Raw genomic sequence first — 22,363 nt, forward strand, 5'->3', positions numbered from 1 at the left:
CACTGATGCGTCAGCCCTGTCGGTAATGGCGATCAGCATAGGCTCTCTCTTCCAGAAGACGATCCCCATGACGCCATTGGAGTCAGGCATGCTTCAGAATGGTTGTGCCTCCATCGTCTTCGTGGCCACTTCTCTCATCATTGGATGGCATGTGAATTGGAGCCCAAACTTCGTCTTCTCCTTGTCATGGATGATAGTGGTCGTTTCCACCGGGGCTGTATTACTGTTGTTCTATATGATCCAGAGAAACTCGGCGAGCAAGGTCAGCGTCCTCTTCTATCTGGTGCCAATATTAACTATGTTTTTTGACTTCATTATTTTCGATACTGAAATTACGACGACAACTATTATGGGGGCACTAATAGTCATCGCCTCTATAAAATTATTCAGCCTACCAAGTCGACGCACATCTGAAAAAATGCTCTCGTGAAAATATCAAAGAGGGAAGTTGACACTTCCCTCTTTGAATCATTTCATCCGTTCATCACCACTCGCCAGGAACAGGCGATAGGCGGGATCGTCGCTCACCTCCTTCCAGCCGTAGCCAATCTCGTGCAGATAGTCGTGGAAGGCGGCCACGTCTTCGTCCGGCAGTTCGAAGGCGCACAGCACCCGGCCATAGTCGGCGCCGTGGTTGCGGTAGTGGAACAGGCTGATGTTCCAGCGACAGCCCAGGGTCTCGAGGAAGCGCATCAGGGCACCCGGCTGCTCCGGGAACTTGAAGCTGTAGAGACGCTCACCGAGGGGCCGGGCCGGGCGGCCGCCAATCATGTAGCGCACGTGATTCTTGGCCAGCTCGCTCTCGGTCATGTTGACCACGGGGTAACCGTTGCCACCGAGTTGGTCGATTATCTGGCCCAGCTCCTCGTCGCCGCCGGTGAGGCGTACCGAGACGAACAAGGAGGCCTGCACCGCATCCGCGTAGCGGTAGTTGAACTCGGTCACCATGCGGGGCCCAAGCTGGCGACAGAAGTCGAGGAAGGCCCCCTTGCGCTCGGGTATGGTCACCGCCAGCATGCCCTCGCGCTTCTCGCCGATCTCGCAGCGCTCCGACACGTAGCGAAGGCTGTGGAAGTTGACGTTGGCGCCGGACAGGATGGCAGCCATCCGCCCCCCCTTCACCTGCTCCCGTTCGCTGTAGGCCTTGAGACCAGCCAGGGACAGGGCACCGGAGGGCTCGGCGATGGCGCGGCAGTCGTCGAAGATGTCTTTCAGCGCCGCGCAGATCTGGTCGTTGGAGACGGTCACCACCTCGTCCAGATACTGGTTGCACAGGCGGAAGGTCTCGGTGCCGATGCGCTTGACCGCCACCCCGTCGGCAAACAGCGAGACCCGCTCCAGGTTGACCGGCTCACCAGCCTCCATGGCGGCCTTGAGGCAGGCGGACCCCTCGGCCTCCACCCCGATCACCTTCACATCCGGCAGCAGTTGCTTGATGTAGACCGCCACCCCGGCAGCCAGACCGCCGCCACCCACAGGTACGAAGACGTGGGTGAGGTGGGTATCCTGCTCCAGCAGCTCCTTGCCGATGGTGCCCTGACCCGCGATCACCTCGACATCGTCGAACGGCGGGATCAGGGTGTAGCCCTCCAGTTCGGCGAGGCGGCGGCTCTCGCCGTAGGCCTCGTCGAAGCTGTTGCCAAACAGCATGACGTTGCCGCCCAGCCGTCGCACCGCGTCGATCTTGATGTCCGGCGTGGTCTTGGGCATCACTATGATCGCCTTGATGCCGAGCTTGGCCGCCGACAGCGCGACACCCTGGGCATGGTTGCCGGCCGAGGCCGCCACCACGCCATGGGACTTCTGCTCGGCGCTCAGGGTGGCGATCTTGTGATAGGCACCCCGCAGCTTGAAGGAGTGCACCGGCTGCAGATCTTCCCGCTTGAGCGCCACGTGGTTGCCGAGTCGCTCGGATAATTTTTTAAGGGTCTGCAAGGGCGTCACCCGCGCCGCCTCGTAGACGGGTGAGAGCAGCACCTTGCGTAGATAATCCGCCGCAGAGACCATGGCTTACTCCTCCAGCTTGCTTAAATCGCGCACCGCGCCCTTGTCGGCACTGGTGGCGAGCATGGCGTAGGCACGCAGGGCGTAGGAGACCTGACGCTGGCGATTGAGCGGCTTCCAGCCACGGGCCTCGACGGCGGCGCGGCGAGCTGCCAGCACGCTGTCAGCCACTTCCAGCACCATGCTGCGGGCCGGAATGTCGATGTTGATGATGTCCCCATCCTCCACCAGCCCTATGGTGCCGCCGGACGCCGCCTCGGGGGAGACGTGGCCGATGGAGAGACCGGAGGTACCGCCGGAGAAGCGACCGTCGGTGATCAGGGCGCACGCCTTGCCGAGGCCCATGGACTTGAGATAGGTGGTGGGGTAGAGCATCTCCTGCATGCCGGGGCCGCCCTTGGGGCCTTCGTAGCGGATCACCACCACTTCACCCGCTTTTACAGTGCCGTCCAGAATGCCGGCGACCGCAGTGTCCTGGCTCTCGAACACCCGGGCCGGGCCACGGAAGCAGAGGTTCTCGTCATCCACCCCGGCGGTCTTGACGATGGCACCGTTGAGGGCCAGGTTGCCGGAGAGCACCGCCAGCCCCCCTTCCAGGCTGTAGGCGTTGTCCAGGGAGCGGATGCAGCCTTCTGCTCTGTCCAGATCCAGCTCCGGCCAGCGGCAGTTCTGGCTGAATGCCTTGGTGGTGCGAATACCGGCCGGGCCGGCGCGATAGAAGTCGTGCACCGCCTTGTCGTCACAGCGGCTGACGTCATAGGCCTCCAGCAACTCGCTCAGGGAGGTGCCGAGCACGTTGCGGGTATCGCCGTGCACCAGGCCGGCTCTTTCCAGCTGACCCAGGATGGCGACCACACCACCAGCGCGGTGCACGTCTTCCATGTGGTACTTCTGGGTGGACGGGGCCACCTTGCACAGCTGAGGCACCTTGCGGGACATGCGGTCGATGTCGGCCATGGTGAAGTCGACCCCGGCCTCCTGGGCCGCCGCCAGCAGGTGCAGCACTGTATTGGTGGAACCACCCATGGCGATGTCCAGGGCCATGGCGTTCTCGAACGCCGCCTTGGTGGCGATGTTGCGCGGCAGCGCGCTCTCGTCATCCTGCTGGTAGTAGCGATTGGCCAAAGCGACGATGCGCTGACCTGCCAGCTTGAACAGCTGCTCCCGATCGGCGTGGGTCGCCAGCATGGAGCCGTTGCCCGGCTGGGAGAGGCCGAGTGCCTCGGTCAGACAGTTCATGGAGTTGGCGGTGAACATGCCGGAGCAGGAGCCGCAGGTGGGGCAGGCGCTGCGCTCTATCTGATCGCTCTGGGCATCGGAAACCTTGGGGTCGGCGCCCTGGATCATGGCGTCCACCAGATCCAGCTTGATGATCTGATCGGAGAGCTTGGTCTTGCCCGCCTCCATGGGGCCGCCGGAGACGAAGATCACCGGAATGTTGATGCGCAGGGCGGCCATCAGCATCCCCGGGGTGATCTTGTCGCAGTTGGAGATGCAGACCATGGCGTCGGCGCAGTGGGCGTTGACCATGTACTCCACCGAGTCGGCGATCAGTTCCCGGGACGGCAGGGAATAGAGCATGCCGCCATGGCCCATGGCGATGCCGTCATCGACCGCTATGGTGTTGAACTCCTTGGCGACGCCGCCGGCGGCCTCGATCTCCCGGGCCACCAGCTGACCCAGATCCTTGAGGTGCACGTGACCGGGCACGAACTGGGTGAATGAGTTGACCACGGCAATGATGGGCTTGCCGAAATCCTGATCTGTCATGCCGGTGGCACGCCAGAGGGCGCGGGCCCCGGCCATGTTACGTCCGTGGGTGGTGGTGGCGGATCTCAACTTCGGCATTGTCTCTACTCCCTGAATGCCCCTGGGGCGCATTGTCTTTCAACATGAATGTGTGATTCGCGGATCGGGAATCGATCCTGATGAAGGCACCACGAGGGAGCCTTCATCGGAAGCGACTCGGGGAGGCGTGACGCCTCCCCTCTCTCATCAGTCGTTGACCGGCGTCAGCCAGCCCCACTTGTCCTCGGTCTTGCCGTTGAACAGGCCGAAGAAGGCGTTCTGCAGCTGCTCGGTCACGGGGCCGCGGCTGCCAGAGCCCACCTTCATCCGATCCACAGAGCGCACCGGGGTCACCTCGGCCGCCGTGCCCGTCATGAAGATCTCGTCCGCCACGTAGAGCGCCTCGCGCGGCAGTGCCTGCTCGCGCACCTCATACCCCAGGTCACGAGCGAGGGTCATGATGGTGTCGCGGGTGATGCCGGGCAGGATGGCGGCGGTGGCGGGCGGGGTGAACAGCACGCCGTTCTTCACCAGGAAGAGGTTTTCCCCCGCCCCTTCGCTCAGGTAGCCGTTCACGTCCAGCGCCAGTCCCTCGGCGAAGCCGTTGCGCTTGGCCTCCCGGCTGATGAGCTGGGAAGAGAGGTAGTTGCCGCCCGCCTTGGCACCTGTGGGTATGGTGTTGGGGGCAAGCCGGCTCCAGGAGGTGACGCACACATCCACCCCGTTCTTCAGCCCCTCTTCCCCCAGATAGGCGCCCCAGGGCAAGGCGGCGACGATAAGGTCTGCCTTGGCATCCAGCGGCGGATGCAGCCCCAGCCCCACGTTGCCGACAAAGGCCAGCGGGCGCAGATAGCCACTCTTCAGGCCGTTCTCGCGCACCACGGTGCGGCAGGCTTCATTCACATCAGACTCGCTGTAGGGAACGTCCATCCAGTAGATTTTGGCGGAGTCGAACAGGCGGCGGGTGTGCTCCTGCAGGCGGAAGATACAGGTCCCCTTGGGGGTGTCATAGGCGCGCACCCCCTCGAACACCGAGGAGCCGTAGTGCAGGGCGTGGCTCATGACGTGCACCTGAGCATCCTGCCAGGGCACCAGTTTGCCGTTGAACCAGATGTATTGGGGGTGAGTGGCGGATTGGGAAGGCTGTGACATTGGCTTTGCTCCTTAAGCGCTGATCCGGGGTTGCTGTTCCAGTGCATCGACCCGGGAGACATCCACCAGCTTGACCAGCTGGCTCCACAACTGCTGGATGGGACGCTCCGACTCGACAGTAACCGTGATCCGCAGCTGTTGGCAATCCTGCTCCATATTCAGGGCGCAGAGGGCGAAGCCACGGTGACGCACCACCCGCAGCACCCGCTCCATCACTTCGGGTCTCGGCTGGGCGTGGATATGCAGTGTGTGCTGCGCTAATCCGGGTTGGTGAAAGCTGTGCTGCTTCATGGGCGTTGCTCCATCATCTTGTGGTTGGCGACTCCCGGCGGAACCAGGGGCCAGACGTTTTCTTCCTCTGAAATGGCCACATGCAGCAGGTAGGCACTCTCGCTCGCCAGCAGGCGGTCGAGTGCACCGGCTATCTGCTCCTTGCATGTGATGGTCTCGCCCGGGATGCCGAACGCAGCGGCCAGGGCGATGAAATCCGGGTTGTCGGAGAGTATGGTTTCGCTGTAGCGGCCGTCGAAGAACAGCTCCTGCCACTGGCGCACCATGCCGAGGCGCTGGTTGTCGATCAGCACCATCTTCACCTTGAGCTGGGCGCGGCGTATGGTGCCGAGCTCCTGCACGTTCATCATGAAGGAGCCGTCACCGCTCACCAGCACCACCTCGTCATCCGGGCGCGACATCTTGGCGCCGATGGCGGCGGGCAGACCGAAGCCCATGGTGCCGAGACCGGCGCTGGAGAGGTGATTGCGCGGACTGGTGAAGCGCATGTGCTGGGCCACCCACATCTGGTGCTGACCCACGTCGCAGGCCACCACGCTGGTCTCGGGCAAGCGCTCGGAGAGCTGCTTGAGCAGGGCCGGGGCATAGATGGGCTGGCCGGGGTGGTCGTAGCGAAACGCATACTCACGAGCCATGGCGGCGCAGTGCTCACGCCAGGGATCGATCGCCAACGCCATGGCCAGGGCGGGCAACACCCGCTTGAGATCCGTGGTGATGCCCACGTCGGCGGCGCGGCGCTTGCCGAACTCGGCGGCATCCACGTCCAGATGGATCACCCTGGCCTCGGGAGCGAACTCCTCCAGCTTGCCGGTCACCCTGTCATCGAAACGGGCACCCACCACCACCAGCAGATCGCACTGCTGCACCGCATAGTTGGCGGCCTTGGTGCCGTGCATGCCGAGCATGCCGAGGTAGACGGGGCTGTCGGGATCGAGCGCGCCTATCCCCTTGAGGGTGGTGACCGCCGGCATACCGGTGGCGGCGGCAAAGTCCCGCAGCTGCGGCTCCGCATTGGCCATGCCCACACCGCCCCCGACGTAGAGCACGGGACGCTCGGCAGCGGCCAGCAGAGTGCGGGCCAGGGTCAGCTCGGCCGGATTGAGGGGCTCAGGCTCCTCCACCGCAAACAGCGGGCTCTGGGTTGGCACGGCGGCGAGCTGCACATCTTTGGGAAAGTCGATAAGCACAGGACCCGGACGCCCTTCGGTGGCGATGGCGAAGGCTTCCGCCAGCACCCGGCCCAGATCGGCGGGATCCGTCACCATGAAGGAGTGCTTGGTGCAGGAGAGAGACATACCGAGTACATCGACCTCCTGAAACGCATCGGTACCGACGGCGGCGCAGGCGACCTGACCGCTGATGGCGACCAGGGGCACGGAGTCGAGCAGCGCCTCCGCCAGGCCTGTCACCAGGTTGGTGGCCCCTGGGCCCGAGGTGGCGATGCAGACCCCCACCTGGCCGGAGGCGCGGGCATAACCCACGGCGGCCATGGCAGCCCCCTGCTCGTGACGGCAGAGCTGATGGGCCAGTCCACCGTCATACAGGGCGTCATAGACCGGCATGATGGCTCCGCCCGGGTAACCAAACACCTGGGTCACACCCTGTTTCTTGAGAGCCTGTACCAAAAACTGCGCGCCGTTCATGTGGAAATCCTGTCCTTTGGTCGAAAAAAAACCCCCGGGCCGTGAGGCTCGGGGGTCGCTTGTTTCGTTCTGTCCGGTGGTGGGTCTATCCCTTGTTCCGTGCAGCTAAACGAGCCCCGAGCGGTGAGATAATAATCACCACTAGGACCACAATAATGCTGACGAAACGGGAGGCCATGTTCATAGTTACAACCGGAAATCCTGTGAAATGGGGGCGGTTTGCACCGCGAATGGCTATTAGAACTAGCATGGTGATTTTTATTGGGCAAGCATTTTTTACCTGACAAGACTCTGATTTTGACTGATCTGCAAGCTGCTCTCTGGAACAAAAAACTAATAAAAAACGGTTAACCAGCACATACATCAAACCAAGGACGGGATTTATGTCATTAGCTGTGGTTTATAGCCGTGCCAGCCTGGGAATTGCGGCGCCGCAAGTCACGGTGGAAGTCCATTTATCCAACGGACTGCCCGCCTTCAACATGGTGGGACTGCCGGAAACCTCGGTGAAAGAGTCGCGGGACAGGGTGCGCAGCGCCCTGCTCAACGGCAACTTCGAGTTCCCCTCCAAGCACATCACGGTCAACCTGGCCCCTGCCGATCTGCCCAAGGAGGGGGGCCGTTTCGATCTGGCTATCGCCATCGGCATTCTCGCCGCTTCCAAGCAGATACCTGCAAAATACCTGCTCGATCACGAATTTTTAGGGGAGCTGGCCCTGACCGGCGAGATCCGTCCCGTGCTCGGCGTGCTGCCCGCCGTGCTCGCCTGCCGCGACGCCGGGCGTACCCTGCTGGTACCTCGGGAGAACGGCCCCGAGGCTTCCCTCATTCAGGACGCCGAAGTGCGTACCGCCCACCAGCTGCTGGCCGTCACCGCCTGGCTGGCGGGCCAGTACGAGCTGCCCCTGCCGGAGCCCCAGACCACGGACACCTTGCCCGACGTGCCGGATCTGCAGGATGTGATCGGCCAGTCCCAGGCCAAGCGGGCGCTGGAGATCGCCGCCGCCGGCAGCCACAACCTGCTGTTCATAGGTCCGCCCGGCACCGGCAAGAGCATGCTGGCAAGCCGCCTGCCCGGCATACTGCCGCCACTGAGCGAACAGGAGGCGCAGCAGACCGCCGCCATCCACTCCATCGGCGGCCTCACCCCCCGCGCCGGTCACTGGCATCACAGGCCCTATCGCACGCCCCACCACAGCGCCTCAGCTGTGGCCTTGGTGGGGGGCGGCAGCCACCCGAGGCCAGGGGAAATCTCCCTGGCCCACAACGGAGTGCTGTTTCTCGACGAGCTCCCCGAATTTGAGCGCAAGGTGCTCGACTCCCTGCGAGAACCGCTGGAGACCGGCCACATCACCATCAGCCGGGCCGCCCGCCAGGTGGACTTCCCCGCCCGCTTCCAGCTGGTGGGCGCCATGAATCCCAGCCCCTGCGGCCACTACGGGGACGGCCAGACCCGCTCCAGCCCGGATCAGATACTGCGCTACCTCGGCAAGCTCTCGGGCCCCTTTCTCGATCGCTTCGATCTGACGGTGGAGGTGCCGCTGCTGCCCAAGGGGAGCTTGACCGGTAAGGCGGAGCGGGGTGAGTCGAGTCAACAGATCCGTGAGCGGGTGCTGGGCGCGCGGGAGCGCATGCTGAGCCGCAATGGCAAACTCAACAATCTGCTGGATAGTCGTGAGATAGAGGATATTTGCCGCTTATCACCGCAAGATGCCGAATTTCTGGAGAACGCCATCCAGAGGCTGGGGCTCAGCATCCGGGCCTGGCACCGCATCCTGCGGGTGTCACGCACCATAGCGGATCTGGCGGGGCACCCCACCATCGAGAAGGAGCATCTCATCGAGGCGCTTGGCTACAGGGCCATGGACAGGCTGCTGTCACGGCTGCGCAGCGGCCACTGAACGCGACATGATGGGGAGGAGCGCCCGGCGTCAGTACGGTGCATCCATGGTCTAGCGCCGGATCGGCTGATATTATGGCCACAGATCTGACCACTTGGTTACCACCCACAGACACGAAAACGGATCCGATTCATGCACAACAAGCTGATAGAGCGGCTGCGCGGCTGCCTCTCGACCCTGCTCTATTTTTTCAACACCCTGTTCTGGTTTGTCCCCATCCTGCTGCTCGGTCTCATCAAGCTGTTGCTGCCCCTCAAGGGCTGGCGAACCCTCTGCAACGCCCTGCTGGACGGCTGCGCCAGCTGCTGGATAGGTTTCAACAACCTGATCCAGAAAACCATCATCAGAACCCCTTTCGAGGTGGTCGGAGTGGACAAAGGGCGCCGGAATGAGTGGTATATGGTGATTGCCAACCATCAATCCTGGGTCGACATACTGGTACTGCAGCGGATTTTTAATCAGAAAATCCCCTTCCTGAAGTTTTTCCTCAAGAAAGAACTGATTTGGGTACCTTTTCTCGGTCTGGCATGGTGGGCGCTGGACTTCCCCTTCATGCGGCGCTATTCCCGTAAACTTCTGGAAAAGCGACCCCATCTGAAGGGAAAAGATATAGAAACGACACGGAAGGCCTGTGCCAAGTTCCGCCACATTCCGGTGAGTGTGATGAACTTCGTGGAGGGCACCCGCTTCACCGCCCACAAGCACGACAAACAGGGCGCGCCCTATCGCCATCTCCTGCACCCGAGGGCTGGCGGCATCGCCTTCACCCTGGCGGCCATGGGGGATCAACTGCACAAGCTGGTGGATGTGACCATCGCCTATCCGGGTGGCATCCCCAGCTATTGGGACTTCATGTGCGGTCGGGTCAAGGAGATCAAGGTTCGGGTCCGCTTTCTGCCGATCGAACGCAATCTGGTGGGGGATTACTTCAATGACCCCGAGTTCCAACAAGAGTTTCAACAGTGGCTGAACGGGATCTGGCGTGAGAAGGACCAGACCCTGGGTCAGCTGCTGGCGGACAAGACGCAGTAAACGACACCCATGCCAAGCCTGCTCCCGGGTCCCCTGGTGCTGTTCATCAGCACCAGCCTGACCATTTTGTTCACCGCCCTGTGTGCCAGCCTGATCCTGCTGGTTTCCCTGGCGAAACTACTGCTGCCGATCCCGGCCTTTGGCCGCGCCTGCAGCCGGCTCAACAATGGCTTCATGCGCCTGTGGCTGGCCTGCAACGCCCTGGTGATAAGCCTCACCACCCGCATCGACTGGCAGATTGAGGATGAGACCCGGCTACGCAAGGATGGCTGGTACCTCATCATCAGCAACCACATGAGCTGGACCGACATAGTGGTGCTGGGTCACCTGTTCCGTGATCGGCTGCCGGTGCCCAAGTTTTTCATGAAACACGAGCTCATCTACATCCCGTTGTTGGGGCTCGCCTGCTGGGGACTGGACATGCCCTTTATGCGCCGCTACTCACGGGAATTCCTGCTGCGCAACCCGCACCTTCGCGGCAAGGATATCGAGACCACCCGCCACGCCTGCGAGAAGTTTCGCCACATCCCCACCACCGTCATCAACTTCGTTGAGGGGACCCGCTTCACCGAGGAAAAGCGAGAGGCGACCCGTTCCCGTTACCAGCACCTGATGCCACCCAAGGCGGCGGGGCTGGCCTTCACCCTGGCGGCCATGGGAGAACAGTTCGACAGTCTGATCAATGTCACCATCAGTTATCCGGACAACGCAGAGACCCCGTTCAAGGACTTTTTGATGGGGCGGATGACACGCATCCGGGTACGCATCGAGGAGCTGCCGGTGGACGGGCAGCTGGTAGGGGATTACTTCAACGACAAGCAGTTCAAGCGCGGCTTCCAGGCGTGGCTGAACCAGTGCTGGCAGGAGAAGGACGAGGTGCTGGAAGGCTGGCAGCAGGATCAGGCGCCCGCGGCGTTGACCGTCAAGGAGAGCGCCGACGCCAGCTCGGGCAGCTGATCCTCGCTGAACACGGCAATGCCGTGGCGGCGCAGCAGGGCCGTGGTCTTGCCCTCCCCCGCCACGGAAACCCCCTCGAAGCGGCCATTGTAGATGCGGCTACTGCCGCAGGAGGGGCTTCCCTCTTTCAGCATGGCGAAGCGGATGCCCTGCCGCTGGCAGATCGCCAACGCCAGTTCGGCGCCACGATCGAACTCCGCCGTCACATTCAGCCCGCTCTCGGTCACCACCCGCTCACCCTGCCGTTCGGCGGGAGGGCGCGGGGTCGACAGACCGCCTGCCACCTCGGGGCAGAAGGCCAGCACCCGCCCCTCGGCGCCCAGTTCACTCAGCCAGTCGCTGATGATCCCCTTGCTCTGGCCGTCGTAGCGAACCGGCTGGCCCAGCAGACAGGCGCTTACCAATACCTTGTGCACTCCTGCGTCACTCATGCTTCGTTCTCCATTGGTCGACCAGATACCTTGGTGCATAGCCGTCGTAGTGCGGCGGCATTGGATCCAGCAGGCAGACGCTGACCAGCACCCGGGGCGGTGCTTTGTTCATGCCTCGGCTCCATTCATCACCTGATCGAACATCACGCAGCAGGGGTTTTCCAACCGATAGAGGATGGCGGGACGCTGCTTGCCGGTGCGCTTGCGACCGGTATCCACCAGGATGTCGGCGCGATGGATCCGCTTGCGAAACGCCGCCGTGTTCATCGGCGTCTGCAGGACGATCTCGAAGGCCCGTTGCACCTCGGAGAGGGTGAATTCGGTCCCCAACAGTTGCAGCGGCAAGGTGCTGTAGCGGCTCTTGATGCGCAACCGCTCCAGCCCTCTGGCGATCAGTTGGTCGTGATCGAAGGCGAGGTCGAGGCCAGACAAGGCCGAGAGCGGGTGCCAATGACCTCGTACTGCCTCCGCTCTGGGTTCCACCAGACAGAGATAGACCAGGGTGGTGGACCAGCCACGGGGATCCCGCTCCAGATTGCCGAGGGTACAGACCTGTTCGCTGTAGCAATGACCCAGCCCCCACTCCGCCAGCAGACGGTAGCGTGCGGCATCCAGATCCCGGTCCCGGGTCTCGTCGATGCGCAGGGCCGGCAACTGCCAGCAGTGGGTAAAGGGGGGGCGATCCCGGGTCTCGAGCAGCAGTTCGAGCCGCTCCTCGTTCAACCGCAGCACCACCATATCCAGACTCATTCTCGGCATCCTGGTCGACCTGCTCGCCTTCTAATAATGTTTGGTAGATAATATCACAAGAATATTATGTGCAGGAGCCACCCATGGGAACCATCGCCAGCCTGGATATAGATGCGCAGAAGGGCTTTACCCCTCTCTGCCCGAACGAACTGCCCGTCGCGGGCGGGGCTGACATAGTGGCGGCCCTCAACGCGCAGGCCGCCCTCGCCACCCTGCGAGTCGGCAGCAAGGATGCCCACCCCGCGAACGCCGCCTGGGTCGTGACAAGCCCCGCCGCCATGCTGCAACCCCTGGATCTGCCCAACGCCGATCTTACCTGGCCGGCTCATTGCGTCCCGGGCACCTCGGGATTCGAGCTGCTCGATGGCCTGCCCGCCCCCATCGACTATGACTTCTTCGTCTGGAAGGGGGTCGAGCCGGACCTGCATCCGTACGGCGCCTGCTACCATGACCTGGCCGAGCGCCGCAGCACCGGGCTTATCGAATTCCTGCAAGCACGGGGCGTCAGCACGGTGCTGGTGGGAGGCCTCGCCACCGACTACTGCGTCAAGACCAGCGTGCTGCAACTGCGCCGAGCCGGTCTGCGGGTCATCGTTCATCTCGACGCCTGTCGTGGCATCGCCCCCGAGACGGTGGCCAGCGCCCACACCCAGATGATCGAGGCCGGTGCAGAACTCGCCCAGAGCCTGATCGATGTACAACGCCTGCTGGACGCCTGATATGCCCCCGATTCTCACCAGCCTGCTCGACACCGATGCCTACAAGCTGCACATGCAGCAGGCGGTGTTCCATCGCTACCCGGATGCCGAGGTGGTGGCCGAGTTCCACAGCCGCAACGAAGAAGATCTGCTGCCCATGATGGGCCAGATCGAGGAGCAGCTGCACCTCGCCGGCTCCTTGCGGCTAACCAGGCCAGAGCTCGACTTCCTGGCCGAACGCCCCTTCTTCACCGCCGATTACCTGGATCACCTGCGCCGCAAGCCGCTCGATGCCTCCCTGCTCAAGGTGTTCGAACAGGATGGTCGCATCAACGTGCGAGTCGAGGGGCCCTGGCAGGATGTGATCCTGTGGGAAATCCCGGTGCTCGCCATCATCAGCGAAATGCGCAACCGCTTCCGCTATCCCCAGTTCGGGGTGAGCCATGCCCTGGCGCGACTGGACCAGAAGCTAGACAAGCTGGAGCGGGAGCTGAGCCCGGCGGAGATGCAGGATTTCAACCTCATCGACTTCGGCACCCGCCGCCGCTTCTCCCACGCGGTGCAGGATGCGGTGGTGGGTCGTCTCAAGGAGCGCCTGCCAGCATTCAAGGGCACCAGCAACTACCAGCTGGCCCAGAAATACCGGCTGCCAGCGGTGGGCACCCAGGCCCACGAATGGTTCCAGGCCCACCAGCAGCTCGGCTTCCCGCTGGAGCACAGCCAGCGTGCAGCCCTCACCAGCTGGCTGGATGAATTCACCAACCACCTCGGCATCGCCCTGACCGACTGCATCACCATGGATGCCTTCCTGCGCGACTTCGACTTCGAGCTGGCCAGCCGCTATCAGGGGCTGCGCCACGACTCCGGCGATCCCGTGGTGTGGGGCGAGAAGGCCATCAGCCACTACCAGCGGCTCGGCATCGACCCAAGAGACAAGACGCTGGTGTTCTCCGACGGGCTCAATCTCGACAAGGCGGTGCAGCTGCTGCGCCACTTCCGGGGCCGCATCAACACCAGCTTCGGCATCGGCACCCAGCTCACCTGCGATCTGCCCGGCGTCAGCCCCATGAACATCGTCTTCAAGCTGATGGAGTGCAACGGCGGCCCGGTCGCCAAGATCTCAGACAGCCCGGGCAAGACCCTGTGCCGGGATGCGGACTTCATCCGCAACCTCAAGCAGGCGTTCCACGTCGGGGTGTAACGCGCCTTTTTGAGGGGCCCATCTTGCGCAGAGCACGACAGGCCCCCTACCATGACCCTCCTGCCAGGTCCGACTCGTGTCGGGCCTTTCTCTTGCCCGAACGACAGACCACAAGGAACTGCCCATGACTTCGAAATGGATATTTGCCCTCACCACCCTGCTGGCCAGCCTGGGCGCCACCGCCGCCGAGCCATTGCGAGTCTCCGCCATTCCGGACGAAGCCCCCACCGAGCTGCAGCGCAAGTTTGCCCCGCTGGGTGACTACCTGGCCAAGCAGACCGGCCGCGAGGTGGTGTTCGTGCCGGTCAACGACTATGCCGCCGTGGTGGAGGCGCTGGCCGCCGGCAAGCTAGACATGGCCTGGCTCGGGGGCTTCACCTATGTGCAGGCCCATCGCCGTGCCGACAAGGTGGTGCCGCTGGTGCAGCGCCAGGAGGACGCCCAGTTCACCTCCAAGTTCATCGCCAACGCCGACAGCGGCATCAAGACCCTGGCCGACACCAAGGGCAAGGACTTCGCCTTCGGTTCCCCCTCCTCCACCTCGGGCCACCTGATGCCGCGCCACTTCCTGGCCGAGCAGGGCATCAATCCGGAGCGTGACTTCGCCCATGTCGCCTTCTCCGGCGCCCACGACGCCACCGTCGCCTGGGTCGCCTCCGGCAAGGTGCCGGCCGGTACGCTCAACGCCTCGGTATGGGACAAGCTGGTGGAAGAGGGCAAGGTCGATACCGCCAAGGTCAAGGTGATCTGGACCACGCCGACCTACTTTGACTACAACTGGACTGTGCGCGGCGACCTGGATCCGGCGCTGCAGGAGAAGATCAAGCAGGCCTTCCTCAGCCTGGATCCTGCCGTCCCGGCCCAGGCCGAGATCCTCAAGCTGCAGCGGGCCAGCCGTTTCATCGAAACCAGGCCCGAGAACTACCAGGGCATCGAAGCGGCCGCGACCCAGGCCGGTCTGCTGAAGTGATCGCCGTTGCGCTGGAGGGGTCAGGGCTGCGGCTCGGCGAGAGTCGCATCCTGCATCCGCTTCGCCTGCAGATCGAGGCGGGGGAGTGTGTCGCCATCATAGGACCGAGCGGCGCGGGCAAGACCAGCCTGCTGCGGCTGATCGGCACCGAGCTGCGTGGCGAGGGTAGGCTTGCCCTCTGGGGCCAGGATCCCTGGGCGCTCTCCAGCCACGCCCGCCAGCGGCTGCGCAGCCGGATCGGCATGGTCTGGCAACAGCCTCCGCTGCCCGCCTCCCAGCCGGTGGTGACTGCCGTGCTGGCCGGCAGACTCGGCCAGTGGTCCCTCGCTCGCGCCCTGCTCTCGCTGCTGCGCCCCTGCGATCCGCAAGGTGCACGGGCCGAACTGGCCCGTCTCGGCCTCGCCGACAAGTGGCAGCAGCGCTGCGGCGAACTCTCCGGCGGCCAGTTGCAGCGGGTCGGCATCGCCCGGGTGCTCTATCAGCAGCCGGACCTGATGCTGGCCGATGAACCCGTTTCCGCCCTCGATCCCGTGCTCGCCCAAAGCAGCCTGGATGCCCTGCTGGCGCAAGCCCGCACTCGCGGCAGCACCCTGATCGCCAGCCTGCACGCGGTCGACCTGGCCCTCGAGCGCTTCCCCCGCATCATAGGCCTGCGCGAGGGGCGGGTGCAGTTCGACAGCCCCGCCACCGCCGTCACCCCGGCCATGCTGGCCGCCCTCTATGCCGGCGAGCAAGAGGCACTGCCGTGCAGCGGCTGATGCGCCGCTGGCGCCATCCCCTGCCCTGGCTGCTGGCCCTGGTCGGCTTCAGCCTGTGGCAGCAGGCCGACGGCTGGCTCGGCCTGCTCGATGGCCAGAGCTGGCGGCTGATGGGCAATTTTCTCGCCACCAGCTGGCCACCCCGCCTTGATCAGAGCTTTCTCGCCCTGACCCTGACCGCCACCCTGGAGAGTCTGGCCGTGGCGACCCTGGGGCTGGCCGGCGCCCTGCTGCTCGGCATTCCGTTCGCCCTGCTCGGCTCCCGCGCCCTGTCGCTGGCCGAGCTGGGCCCCATCCCCAGCCCGCTGCGCGGCGCCTTGCGCGCCTTCAGCCGGTTCATCGCCATCCTGCTGCGCAGCCTGCCCGAGCTCATCTGGGCGCTGCTGTTCGTGCGCCTCTCCGGGCTCGGGCCGCTCGCCGCCATCCTGGCCATCGCCGTCAGCTACGGCGGCATGCTGGCCAAGGTCTACAACGAGATCATGGAGAGCGGCGCCCTGCAACCGGCCCGCGCCCTGCTGCTCGGTGGCAGCGGCCGCCTGCAGGCGCTCTGGTACGGCGTGCTGCCTGCGGTGCGTCAGGAGCTGCTCTCCTACACCGTCTATCGCTGGGAGTGTGCCCTGCGCGCCTCCGTCATCATGGGCTTCGTCGGCGCCGGCGGGCTCGGCCAGCAGCTCGAACTCTCGTTGCGCATGTTTTCCGGCGGCGAGGTGGTGACCCTGCTGCTGGCCTTCATCCTGCTGGTCACGCTGGCGGATGGCCTCAGTGCCTGGCTGCGCCACAGCCGCGCTCCCGGCCTGCAACTGCTGATCTGCCTGGGGCTGGCTGGTACCCTGGCGTTCCATCAGCTCGACTGGCGCATGTTGAGCTTCTCCTTTGGCGGACTGGGGCAGTTTGTCGGCGAGTTTCTGCAACCGGACTGGTCGGGGCCTTTTCTGCGAACAGTCGGCCTTGGCCTGCTCGATACGGTGCAGATGGCGCTGCTGAGCACCCTGTTGAGCGCCCTGCTGGCACTGCCGCTGGCCTGCCTCGCCCGCCACTGCTGGCCGCTGCGGTTGCTGTTCAACCTGCTGCGCTCCGTGCCCGAGCTCATCTTCGCCAGCCTGCTGGTGATCGCGGTCGGGCTGGGGCCGGTGGCGGGCATACTGGCGCTCACCCTGCACACCACTGGGGTGCTGGCCCGGCTGTTCGTGGAGACGCTGGAGAACGCGGATCAGACCCCCCGCCTCGCCCTGCAATTGAGCGGTGCCGGCCCCACGGCCAGCTTCTGGTACGGTCTGTTCCCGCTGGTGTCACGGCAGTGGCTGGCTTACAGCCTCTATCGCGGCGAGATGAACCTGCGCGCCGCCACCATCCTCGGGGTGGTGGGCGCAGGCGGACTGGGACAGCAGCTCTATATATCCCTGAGTCTGTTCCGTTACGATCAGGCGGCCACCCTGATCCTGGCCATCTTGCTGCTGGTCTGGCTGGCGGAAGCCATCAGCCGCCGCACCCGGTTGCCGCGCCCCGCGCCTTCCCAGCGAGACTGCCAGATCTGAATCAGGTTTGATCCGACTCCGTCCGCCCTGCCCGACGAGGCGGCCGGTTCTGGCGGCCACAAAAACAAAAAGCCCGCCGGTTCGCATCGGCGGGCTTTCTTCATGCGGTCAGGCAACAATCAATCTTTCTTGGCCAGCAGGAATTTCACCAGCTGGTTGAACTGCTCCTGGGAAGTGATGGATTCAATCTTCACCATGTACTTGCCATTGACCAGGAAAGCCGGCACACCACGCACGTTGTAGCTCTCGGTGTTGCGGTCGAACTGGGAGACCATGCCGGAGACGGCGAAGCTGTCGACGGCACCGTCAAACTCCTCGGCCGGCACGCCGTTGTCCACGAAGATCTGCTTCACGTCGGCACGGCTTTGCGGCACCTGACGCTGGGTGTGGATCTTGTCGAAGATGACCGGGGTCAGCTTGCCTTCCACATTCAGCAGATTGGCAACCGCATAGGCACGCTGCATCTCGGGGCCCATCTCGCGACCCAGGAAAGCCACCGGGTTCTTCTTCATCGCCACGCCTTCCGGCAGGCTCTTCTTAAGCTCCTCGGCAATCGGCTCGAACTTGGCGCAGTGCGGGCAGAAGTAGGAGAAGAACTCCAGTACTTCAGGTTGGGCGCTACCGGTCTGGGTGACCACGTCATAGTTGACGCCTTCCTTGAATTCCGGGGCGGCGTGAACCATGGGGATCATCAGCATGGCAGCGAGGAAAAATAGTACTTTTTTCATGACGTTTCCTGTTAAGGGATCACTGTGAGGCACGCCCGGCGAACCGAAGCAGTCCAAGCCTATTGCGTCCCCCTCCTGCCGTCAATGGCAAAGGCGGATGGGCGAGCCCCTCGTCGTGACATCCCGGGTTCGGTTGCCGGGGCTTGCCCGGCTCACCCGCTCGGCATCAGCGGCAATGCCTGGCGCGCGGCCCGCCGGTCACACTCTGGGCATCGCGAACCGGCTATCTGCTCACCAGTTCGGCATCAGCGTCAGGGGCGGGGCCTTGAGCGCCGCCAGCTGGTCGTGCAGGGTCGCGATCTGCTGGCGCCAGTAGTGATCCGTATTGAACCAGGGGAAGTGACGGGGGAAGGCGGGGTCTTCCCAGCGCCTTGCCAGCCAGGCCATGTAGTGGACGATGCGCATGGCTCGCAGCGGCTCTATCAGCGCCAGCTCCCGAGGGTCGAACTCCATGAACTCTTCGTAGCCCGCCAGCAGGGTGTCGAGCTGGATCTGCTGCTCGTGGCGCTCACCGCTCAGCATCATCCAGAGATCCTGAATGGCGGGGCCGGTGCGGCAGTCGTCGAGATCGACGAACAAAGGGCCGTCACGCCACAGGATGTTGCCCGGGTGACAGTCGCCATGCAGGGAGATGCGGGCCACATCCAGGGTCATGGCGTCGCTCACGTGCCGGATCAGCTCGTCGAGCACCCCGAAGAAGGACTTGGCCAGGCCGCTCGGCACCCATTCACCGGCCGCCAGCAGCTGACGCGGCTCGTGCAGCATGCTCTCCACATCCAGCTGGATGCGATGGTGGAAGGAGTGACTGGCCCCGACCCGGTGAATGCGACCAAGATAGCGTCCCACCCACTCCAGCTGATCCAGGTTGTCCACCTCGAACTGACGGCCACCGACGCTCTGCCAGATGGCGAAGGGGTAGCCCTGATGCTCCAGCAGGGTCTCGCCAGCAAACGCGATGGGGGCGGCCACCGGGATCTCCGTCTCATTGAGACGGGCGGCAAACTCATGCTCCTCGAGGATCTGGGCCCGGCTCCAGCGACCGGGACGATAGAACTTCACCACGTAGCGGCGACGACCCTCATCCTGAAACTGGTAGACCCGGTTTTCATAGCTGTTGAGCTCGATGAGGCCGGAGTCGATGCGCAGGCCGCTGAGATCGATCGCATCCATGATGAGGTCGGGATTGAGGTCGGAATAGTTGAAACGCATGTCATCCACCATGAGAAAGGGGCGCTGTTGCGCCCCATTCTATCCGATCCTGCCCGGGATGGACGACCCGCCCTCCCGTAAACCCTCACAACCTGCTGATATATTTGCTGGGTTGTTTCAGTGCAGGTTGCCCTGGTGGTCACAACCGGCTGATAAATTTGCTCGGCTGACGCAGGATCCCCTTGCTGTCGTCCGGCGCGGCCCCTTCCCGCTTGAGCACGAACTGGACATCCAGGGTCGGCCGCTTCAGGTTGAAGGGATCCACCGCCAGGCTCACCGGCAGGGTGAAAATTTCCCCTGGTTTGAGAGTCACTTCCCGCGGACCGAACCACTGGTGTTCCGGCAACCCCTCCACATCCAGCTGATAGGTCTGGGACTGCAGGGTCTTGTTGAGGATCTTGAGGGTATAGGTGTTCTCGATGAGCCCCTCGCTGTTCTCCCGGAACAGCTGGTTGCGATCCCGCAGGATATCGAGCCCCATGGGCATGATCGACATGGCGTTGTAGACGAAGACTACCAGCATGATGACCATCACCAGGCCATAGCCGAGCAGCTTGGGCCTGGCCACATGGGTCTGGTTGTGGGCCAGCTTGTGCTCAGTGGTGTAGCTGATCAGCCCCTTCGGATAGCCCATCCGATCCATGGTCTGGTCGCAGGCATCGACGCAGGCGCCGCAGTTGATGCACTCGTACTGCAGGCCATCGCGGATGTCGATGCCGGTCGGGCAGACCTGCACGCAGAGGTCGCAGTCGATGCAGTCCCCCAGCCCCAGCGCCTTGGGATCGGCCTTGCGGCCACGGGCACCACGGGTCTCGCCGCGCTTGGTGTCGTAGCCGACGATGTAGGTGTCCTTGTCGAACATGGCGGACTGGAAGCGGGCATAGGGGCACATGTGGATGCACATGATGGCCCGCATCCAGCCGGCGTTGCCGTAGGTACAGGCAGCGAAGAAGATCACCCAGAAGATGACCCAGCCGCTCGCCTGCAGGGTGAAGAAGTCAGGCACCAGTTGGAACACGTCCTGGAAGTAGGCGACGAAGGTGAGGCCGGTGCCCAGCGACAGCAGGATCCAGGCCAGGTGCTTGGCGCCCTTGCGGGCCAGCTTCTCGCCACTCCAGGGGGCGGCATCCAGCTTGCGGCGCTTGTTGGCGGCGCCTTCCAGCTTCTCCTCGAACCAGATGAACATGAAGGTCCATACCGTCTGTGGGCAGAGATAGCCACACCAGACCCGGCCGAGGAAGGTGGTGACGAAGAAGAGGGCGAAGGCGGCGATCATGAAGACCCAGGCCAGCAGGGTCAGGTCCTGCGGCCAGATGGTGGCACCGAAGATGTGGAACTGCTGATGCTCCAGATCGAACAGAACCGCCTGGCGGCCGTCGTAGCGCAGCAGGGGCAAAGTGACGAAGAGGGCGACGAAGAACCAGCCCATGGCCTTGCGCACCCGCTGCCAGTAGCCGGTCTGGGACCTGACGTAGATGCGGTTGCCGGGATTGAACCTGTCATCGCCCGCCTTGAACGCGTGGGGATTGAAGGTCCCGGTGACGTTCTTGTCGGTCACATCCTTGATATCGATCTTGTCCTGGTCGGCCATTGCAACACATCGCTCCACTCATATTGTTATGAAGCCGATTATATCTTAAACAGCCTGCTAATTGTGTGGGTTAAATGTATCTATAGTTCGAGTGCCGTCGCAATTTCAGGCAACAAAAAAGGCCCATAGCCAGTTGACTATGCGCCTTTCTAGAGATTCCCTTGAAACCTTCCTCTTCCAGCAACCCGGCGGTCGGGTTACTTGATGCCGCGGGCCTTGAGCAGGGCTTCCTTGAAGTCAGGAACATGGTCCTTGGCCAGGCCCGGGATCATCGCCTGCTTGTCGGATTCGCGCATCTTGAGGTGGTAGATCAGCATGTCGTCGGTCAGCTCGGACAGGGCGCCCTCATAGCCCGCCTCCGCCGCCAGTTTGGCGATGAATTGCACCAGACTGAGATCCTGCTCCTTGATCCAGGCGGGCTGCAGCAGCTCCAGCAGCTCTTCGATACGATGACATTGCATAGACGACCTCTTTAAATCTGTCATGTGAAACTCAGGCAACCTTACCCATCAAGGCTACTTCGATACGATCCCGGCCATTATGCTTGGCCTGATAGAGGGCCGCATCCGCTTTTTGGATAAGCTCGGCGATGGAGTGGTGCTGATCCGGCACCAGGGTCGCCACCCCGAAGCTGCAACTGACCCGCCCGGATACCCGGGACTTGTGGTGGGGAATACCCAGGGTGCGCAGGGCCGTGCGCACCTGTTCGGCGATCTGCATGGCCCCCTGCAAGGTGGTGCAGGGCAGCAACAGGGCGAACTCCTCCCCGCCGTAGCGGGCGGCCAGATCGTCCTCCCGCCGCAGCACCTCGGCCAACAGGCTCGCCACCTGCTGCAGGCACTGGTCCCCCAGTTGATGGCCATAGTGATCGTTGAACTGTTTGAAGTAGTCCACATCCACCAGCACCAGGGAGAGGGGTGCCCTGGCTCGATGGCAGCGGCGCCAGGCACGCGCCAGGGTGTCGTCGAGGTGAGCCCGGTTTGCGATGCCAGTCAGACCGTCCAGGCGGGAGGTGAGCTTGAGATGCTCGGAGACCACCTTGAGCTCCGCCACCAGCTCGGCATTGGAAAAACTGTGATAGAGGGAAGCCACCTGATCCCGTCGCAACCGGCGCAGCAGGGTCGGCAGGAACACGAACAGGTAACCCGCCAGCATGCAGGAGACGATCCGCTCCTGCTCGTTGCCGCCGCCGAGTTCGAACAACATGGCAAAGCCGAGGGGCAGCACAGCCCCGTAGAGGGTGCGGCGACTGCCGAACAGCATGATGGCGCTGCCGGTGAGGATCAGGCTGGTGAGCATCATCATGGCGGCGCGGTAGGTGTCGGGCAGCCTGTCCATGTAGAGCAGCACGCCGAGCGCCCAGATGATGGAGGTGATGGTCACCCCGATAAACAGCTCTCGTTCCAGCACTGGCAGCGGGAGCTCCGCCAGCCGGGGCTGACGCCAGCGAAGGTGCCATCCGCGCCCCAGTAACAGCAGAAAGACCAAGCCCAGCCAGCCGAGCGCTTCCCCGGCGGGCAGGTAGTCGTGGAACAGCAGGCTCCAGCTGATCGCCAGCAGCGCCAGACAAGGCAGACTGAAGGAGGCATGGGTATAGAGCTGGGCCATGATGGCACGCCGTACCTGGTGTTTCACACTCTGGGTCAACTGGGTACTCCCTGTACAAGAGCCGCACAGTTTAACACTCCCTTTTCCTGCTCAACAATCAATCGCCCGCTATTAAG

General features: G+C 63.4%; 21 protein-coding genes. 9 read left to right on the top strand and 12 right to left on the bottom strand.

The features are described 5' to 3' along the window. A partial coding sequence (locus BN1127_RS13725; RefSeq protein WP_042649840.1) for a DMT family transporter occupies positions 1-430 on the top strand: 430 nt, incomplete at its 5' end. 38 nt (positions 431-468) lie between these two features. Here BN1127_RS13725 and ilvA read toward each other — a convergent pair. The 5 genes from ilvA to ilvG all read right to left on the bottom strand — a co-directional run bounded on the left by ilvA (position 469) and on the right by ilvG (position 6,878). Continuing rightward, positions 469-2,007: a threonine ammonia-lyase, biosynthetic gene (gene ilvA, locus BN1127_RS13730; protein ID WP_042649841.1), complete on the bottom strand. Its 1,539-nt coding sequence runs from the start codon at positions 2,005-2,007 to the stop codon at positions 469-471. 3 nt (positions 2,008-2,010) lie between these two features. Then, positions 2,011-3,852: a dihydroxy-acid dehydratase gene (gene ilvD / locus BN1127_RS13735; protein ID WP_042649842.1), complete on the bottom strand. Its 1,842-nt coding sequence runs from the start codon at positions 3,850-3,852 to the stop codon at positions 2,011-2,013. Between the two features lie 147 nt (positions 3,853-3,999). Next, positions 4,000-4,944: a branched-chain amino acid transaminase gene (locus tag BN1127_RS13740; RefSeq protein ID WP_042649843.1), complete on the bottom strand. Its 945-nt coding sequence runs from the start codon at positions 4,942-4,944 to the stop codon at positions 4,000-4,002. A gap of 12 nt (positions 4,945-4,956) precedes the next feature. Beyond that, positions 4,957-5,235 (bottom strand): acetolactate synthase 2 small subunit, encoded by a 279-nt coding sequence (ilvM, locus tag BN1127_RS13745; protein ID WP_042649844.1) that lies wholly within the window; start codon positions 5,233-5,235, stop codon positions 4,957-4,959. Further along, complete coding sequence (gene ilvG / locus BN1127_RS13750) at positions 5,232-6,878, bottom strand: acetolactate synthase 2 catalytic subunit (protein WP_042649845.1); 1,647 nt, start codon at positions 6,876-6,878, stop codon at positions 5,232-5,234. The genes ilvM and ilvG overlap by 4 nt, the downstream gene beginning before the upstream one ends. Positions 6,879-7,261: 383 nt before the next feature. Here ilvG and BN1127_RS13755 point away from each other — a divergent pair, with 383 nt between their 5' ends. From BN1127_RS13755 to BN1127_RS13765, 3 genes are all read left to right on the top strand, one after another. Beyond that, positions 7,262-8,779, top strand: coding sequence for a YifB family Mg chelatase-like AAA ATPase (locus BN1127_RS13755; protein WP_042649846.1), 1,518 nt, complete (start codon positions 7,262-7,264; stop codon positions 8,777-8,779). A 132-nt stretch (positions 8,780-8,911) separates the two neighbouring features. Beyond that, positions 8,912-9,811 (top strand): acyltransferase, encoded by a 900-nt coding sequence (locus BN1127_RS13760; RefSeq protein WP_042649847.1) that lies wholly within the window; start codon positions 8,912-8,914, stop codon positions 9,809-9,811. 9 nt (positions 9,812-9,820) lie between these two features. Continuing rightward, positions 9,821-10,768, top strand: coding sequence for an acyltransferase (locus tag BN1127_RS13765; RefSeq protein ID WP_042649848.1), 948 nt, complete (start codon positions 9,821-9,823; stop codon positions 10,766-10,768). Here the strand turns inward: BN1127_RS13765 and BN1127_RS13770 are convergent. After that, positions 10,711-11,199, bottom strand: a complete 489-nt coding sequence (locus tag BN1127_RS13770; protein WP_042649849.1) for a 2-thiouracil desulfurase family protein — start codon at positions 11,197-11,199, stop codon at positions 10,711-10,713. The two genes, BN1127_RS13765 and BN1127_RS13770, sit on opposite strands and share 58 nt — an antisense overlap. 108 nt (positions 11,200-11,307) lie before the next feature. Next, positions 11,308-11,958 (bottom strand): NUDIX hydrolase, encoded by a 651-nt coding sequence (locus tag BN1127_RS13775; RefSeq protein ID WP_042649850.1) that lies wholly within the window; start codon positions 11,956-11,958, stop codon positions 11,308-11,310. A 74-nt stretch (positions 11,959-12,032) separates the two neighbouring features. Between BN1127_RS13775 and BN1127_RS13780 the strand changes: the two genes are divergently transcribed. From BN1127_RS13780 to phnE, 5 genes are all read left to right on the top strand, one after another. Further along, positions 12,033-12,668 carry a nicotinamidase gene (locus tag BN1127_RS13780; protein ID WP_042649851.1) on the top strand — a complete coding sequence of 212 codons (636 nt, stop codon included), beginning with the start codon at positions 12,033-12,035 and terminating at the stop codon, positions 12,666-12,668. A 1-nt stretch (position 12,669) separates the two neighbouring features. Continuing rightward, complete coding sequence (pncB, locus tag BN1127_RS13785) at positions 12,670-13,848, top strand: nicotinate phosphoribosyltransferase (protein WP_005323685.1); 1,179 nt, start codon at positions 12,670-12,672, stop codon at positions 13,846-13,848. Between the two features lie 124 nt (positions 13,849-13,972). Further along, entirely contained in the window at positions 13,973-14,818 is an 846-nt protein-coding gene (locus BN1127_RS13790; RefSeq protein ID WP_042649852.1) for a putative selenate ABC transporter substrate-binding protein, read from the top strand. Then, positions 14,815-15,576 carry a phosphonate ABC transporter ATP-binding protein gene (locus BN1127_RS13795; RefSeq protein ID WP_042649853.1) on the top strand — a complete coding sequence of 254 codons (762 nt, stop codon included), beginning with the start codon at positions 14,815-14,817 and terminating at the stop codon, positions 15,574-15,576. Before BN1127_RS13790 ends, BN1127_RS13795 begins: the two co-directional genes overlap by 4 nt. Beyond that, a complete protein-coding gene (gene phnE / locus BN1127_RS13800; protein ID WP_042649860.1) occupies positions 15,576-17,111 on the top strand; it encodes a phosphonate ABC transporter, permease protein PhnE in 1,536 nt (511 codons plus the stop codon). Before BN1127_RS13795 ends, phnE begins: the two co-directional genes overlap by 1 nt. 119 nt (positions 17,112-17,230) lie before the next feature. On the opposite strand, the gene BN1127_RS13805 is transcribed toward phnE, so the two are convergent. The 5 genes from BN1127_RS13805 to BN1127_RS13825 form a co-directional block, all read right to left on the bottom strand. Then, on the bottom strand, positions 17,231-17,839 hold the full coding sequence (locus BN1127_RS13805) for a thiol:disulfide interchange protein DsbA/DsbL (protein ID WP_005323695.1): 609 nt from the start codon (positions 17,837-17,839) through the stop codon (positions 17,231-17,233). 231 nt (positions 17,840-18,070) lie between these two features. Beyond that, positions 18,071-19,060: a serine/threonine protein kinase gene (locus tag BN1127_RS13810; protein WP_042649854.1), complete on the bottom strand. Its 990-nt coding sequence runs from the start codon at positions 19,058-19,060 to the stop codon at positions 18,071-18,073. Between the two features lie 127 nt (positions 19,061-19,187). Further along, positions 19,188-20,639 carry a cytochrome c oxidase accessory protein CcoG gene (ccoG, locus tag BN1127_RS13815; protein WP_042649855.1) on the bottom strand — a complete coding sequence of 484 codons (1,452 nt, stop codon included), beginning with the start codon at positions 20,637-20,639 and terminating at the stop codon, positions 19,188-19,190. 197 nt (positions 20,640-20,836) lie between these two features. Then, positions 20,837-21,100 (bottom strand): YihD family protein, encoded by a 264-nt coding sequence (locus BN1127_RS13820; protein ID WP_025328759.1) that lies wholly within the window; start codon positions 21,098-21,100, stop codon positions 20,837-20,839. Positions 21,101-21,131: 31 nt separating this feature from the next. Continuing rightward, entirely contained in the window at positions 21,132-22,286 is a 1,155-nt protein-coding gene (locus BN1127_RS13825) for a GGDEF domain-containing protein (RefSeq protein ID WP_042649856.1), read from the bottom strand. Between the last annotated feature and the right edge of the window lie 77 nt (positions 22,287-22,363).

It is taken from the genome of Aeromonas media (assembly GCF_000819985.1).
Lineage (GTDB): Bacteria > Pseudomonadota > Gammaproteobacteria > Enterobacterales > Aeromonadaceae > Aeromonas > Aeromonas media.

Excerpts from the sequence above, each read along its gene's own strand:
- BN1127_RS13775 (WP_042649850.1), bottom strand. The coding sequence starts at position 11,958 with ATGCCGAGAATGAGTCTGGATATGGTGGTGCTGCGGTTGAACGAGGAG.
- ilvM (WP_042649844.1), bottom strand. The coding sequence starts at position 5,235 with ATGAAGCAGCACAGCTTTCACCAACCCGGATTAGCGCAGCACACACTG.
- BN1127_RS13810 (WP_042649854.1), bottom strand. The coding sequence starts at position 19,060 with ATGGTGGATGACATGCGTTTCAACTATTCCGACCTCAATCCCGACCTC.
- BN1127_RS13780 (WP_042649851.1), top strand. The coding sequence starts at position 12,033 with ATGGGAACCATCGCCAGCCTGGATATAGATGCGCAGAAGGGCTTTACC.
- ccoG (WP_042649855.1), bottom strand. The coding sequence starts at position 20,639 with ATGGCCGACCAGGACAAGATCGATATCAAGGATGTGACCGACAAGAAC.
- BN1127_RS13820 (WP_025328759.1), bottom strand. The coding sequence starts at position 21,100 with ATGCAATGTCATCGTATCGAAGAGCTGCTGGAGCTGCTGCAGCCCGCC.
- phnE (WP_042649860.1), top strand. The coding sequence starts at position 15,576 with ATGCGCCGCTGGCGCCATCCCCTGCCCTGGCTGCTGGCCCTGGTCGGC.
- BN1127_RS13790 (WP_042649852.1), top strand. The coding sequence starts at position 13,973 with ATGACTTCGAAATGGATATTTGCCCTCACCACCCTGCTGGCCAGCCTG.
- pncB (WP_005323685.1), top strand. The coding sequence starts at position 12,670 with ATGCCCCCGATTCTCACCAGCCTGCTCGACACCGATGCCTACAAGCTG.
- BN1127_RS13770 (WP_042649849.1), bottom strand. The coding sequence starts at position 11,199 with ATGAGTGACGCAGGAGTGCACAAGGTATTGGTAAGCGCCTGTCTGCTG.
- BN1127_RS13740 (WP_042649843.1), bottom strand. The coding sequence starts at position 4,944 with ATGTCACAGCCTTCCCAATCCGCCACTCACCCCCAATACATCTGGTTC.
- BN1127_RS13765 (WP_042649848.1), top strand. The coding sequence starts at position 9,821 with ATGCCAAGCCTGCTCCCGGGTCCCCTGGTGCTGTTCATCAGCACCAGC.
- BN1127_RS13760 (WP_042649847.1), top strand. The coding sequence starts at position 8,912 with ATGCACAACAAGCTGATAGAGCGGCTGCGCGGCTGCCTCTCGACCCTG.
- BN1127_RS13755 (WP_042649846.1), top strand. The coding sequence starts at position 7,262 with ATGTCATTAGCTGTGGTTTATAGCCGTGCCAGCCTGGGAATTGCGGCG.
- ilvD (WP_042649842.1), bottom strand. The coding sequence starts at position 3,852 with ATGCCGAAGTTGAGATCCGCCACCACCACCCACGGACGTAACATGGCC.
- BN1127_RS13805 (WP_005323695.1), bottom strand. The coding sequence starts at position 17,839 with ATGAAAAAAGTACTATTTTTCCTCGCTGCCATGCTGATGATCCCCATG.
- ilvA (WP_042649841.1), bottom strand. The coding sequence starts at position 2,007 with ATGGTCTCTGCGGCGGATTATCTACGCAAGGTGCTGCTCTCACCCGTC.
- ilvG (WP_042649845.1), bottom strand. The coding sequence starts at position 6,878 with ATGAACGGCGCGCAGTTTTTGGTACAGGCTCTCAAGAAACAGGGTGTG.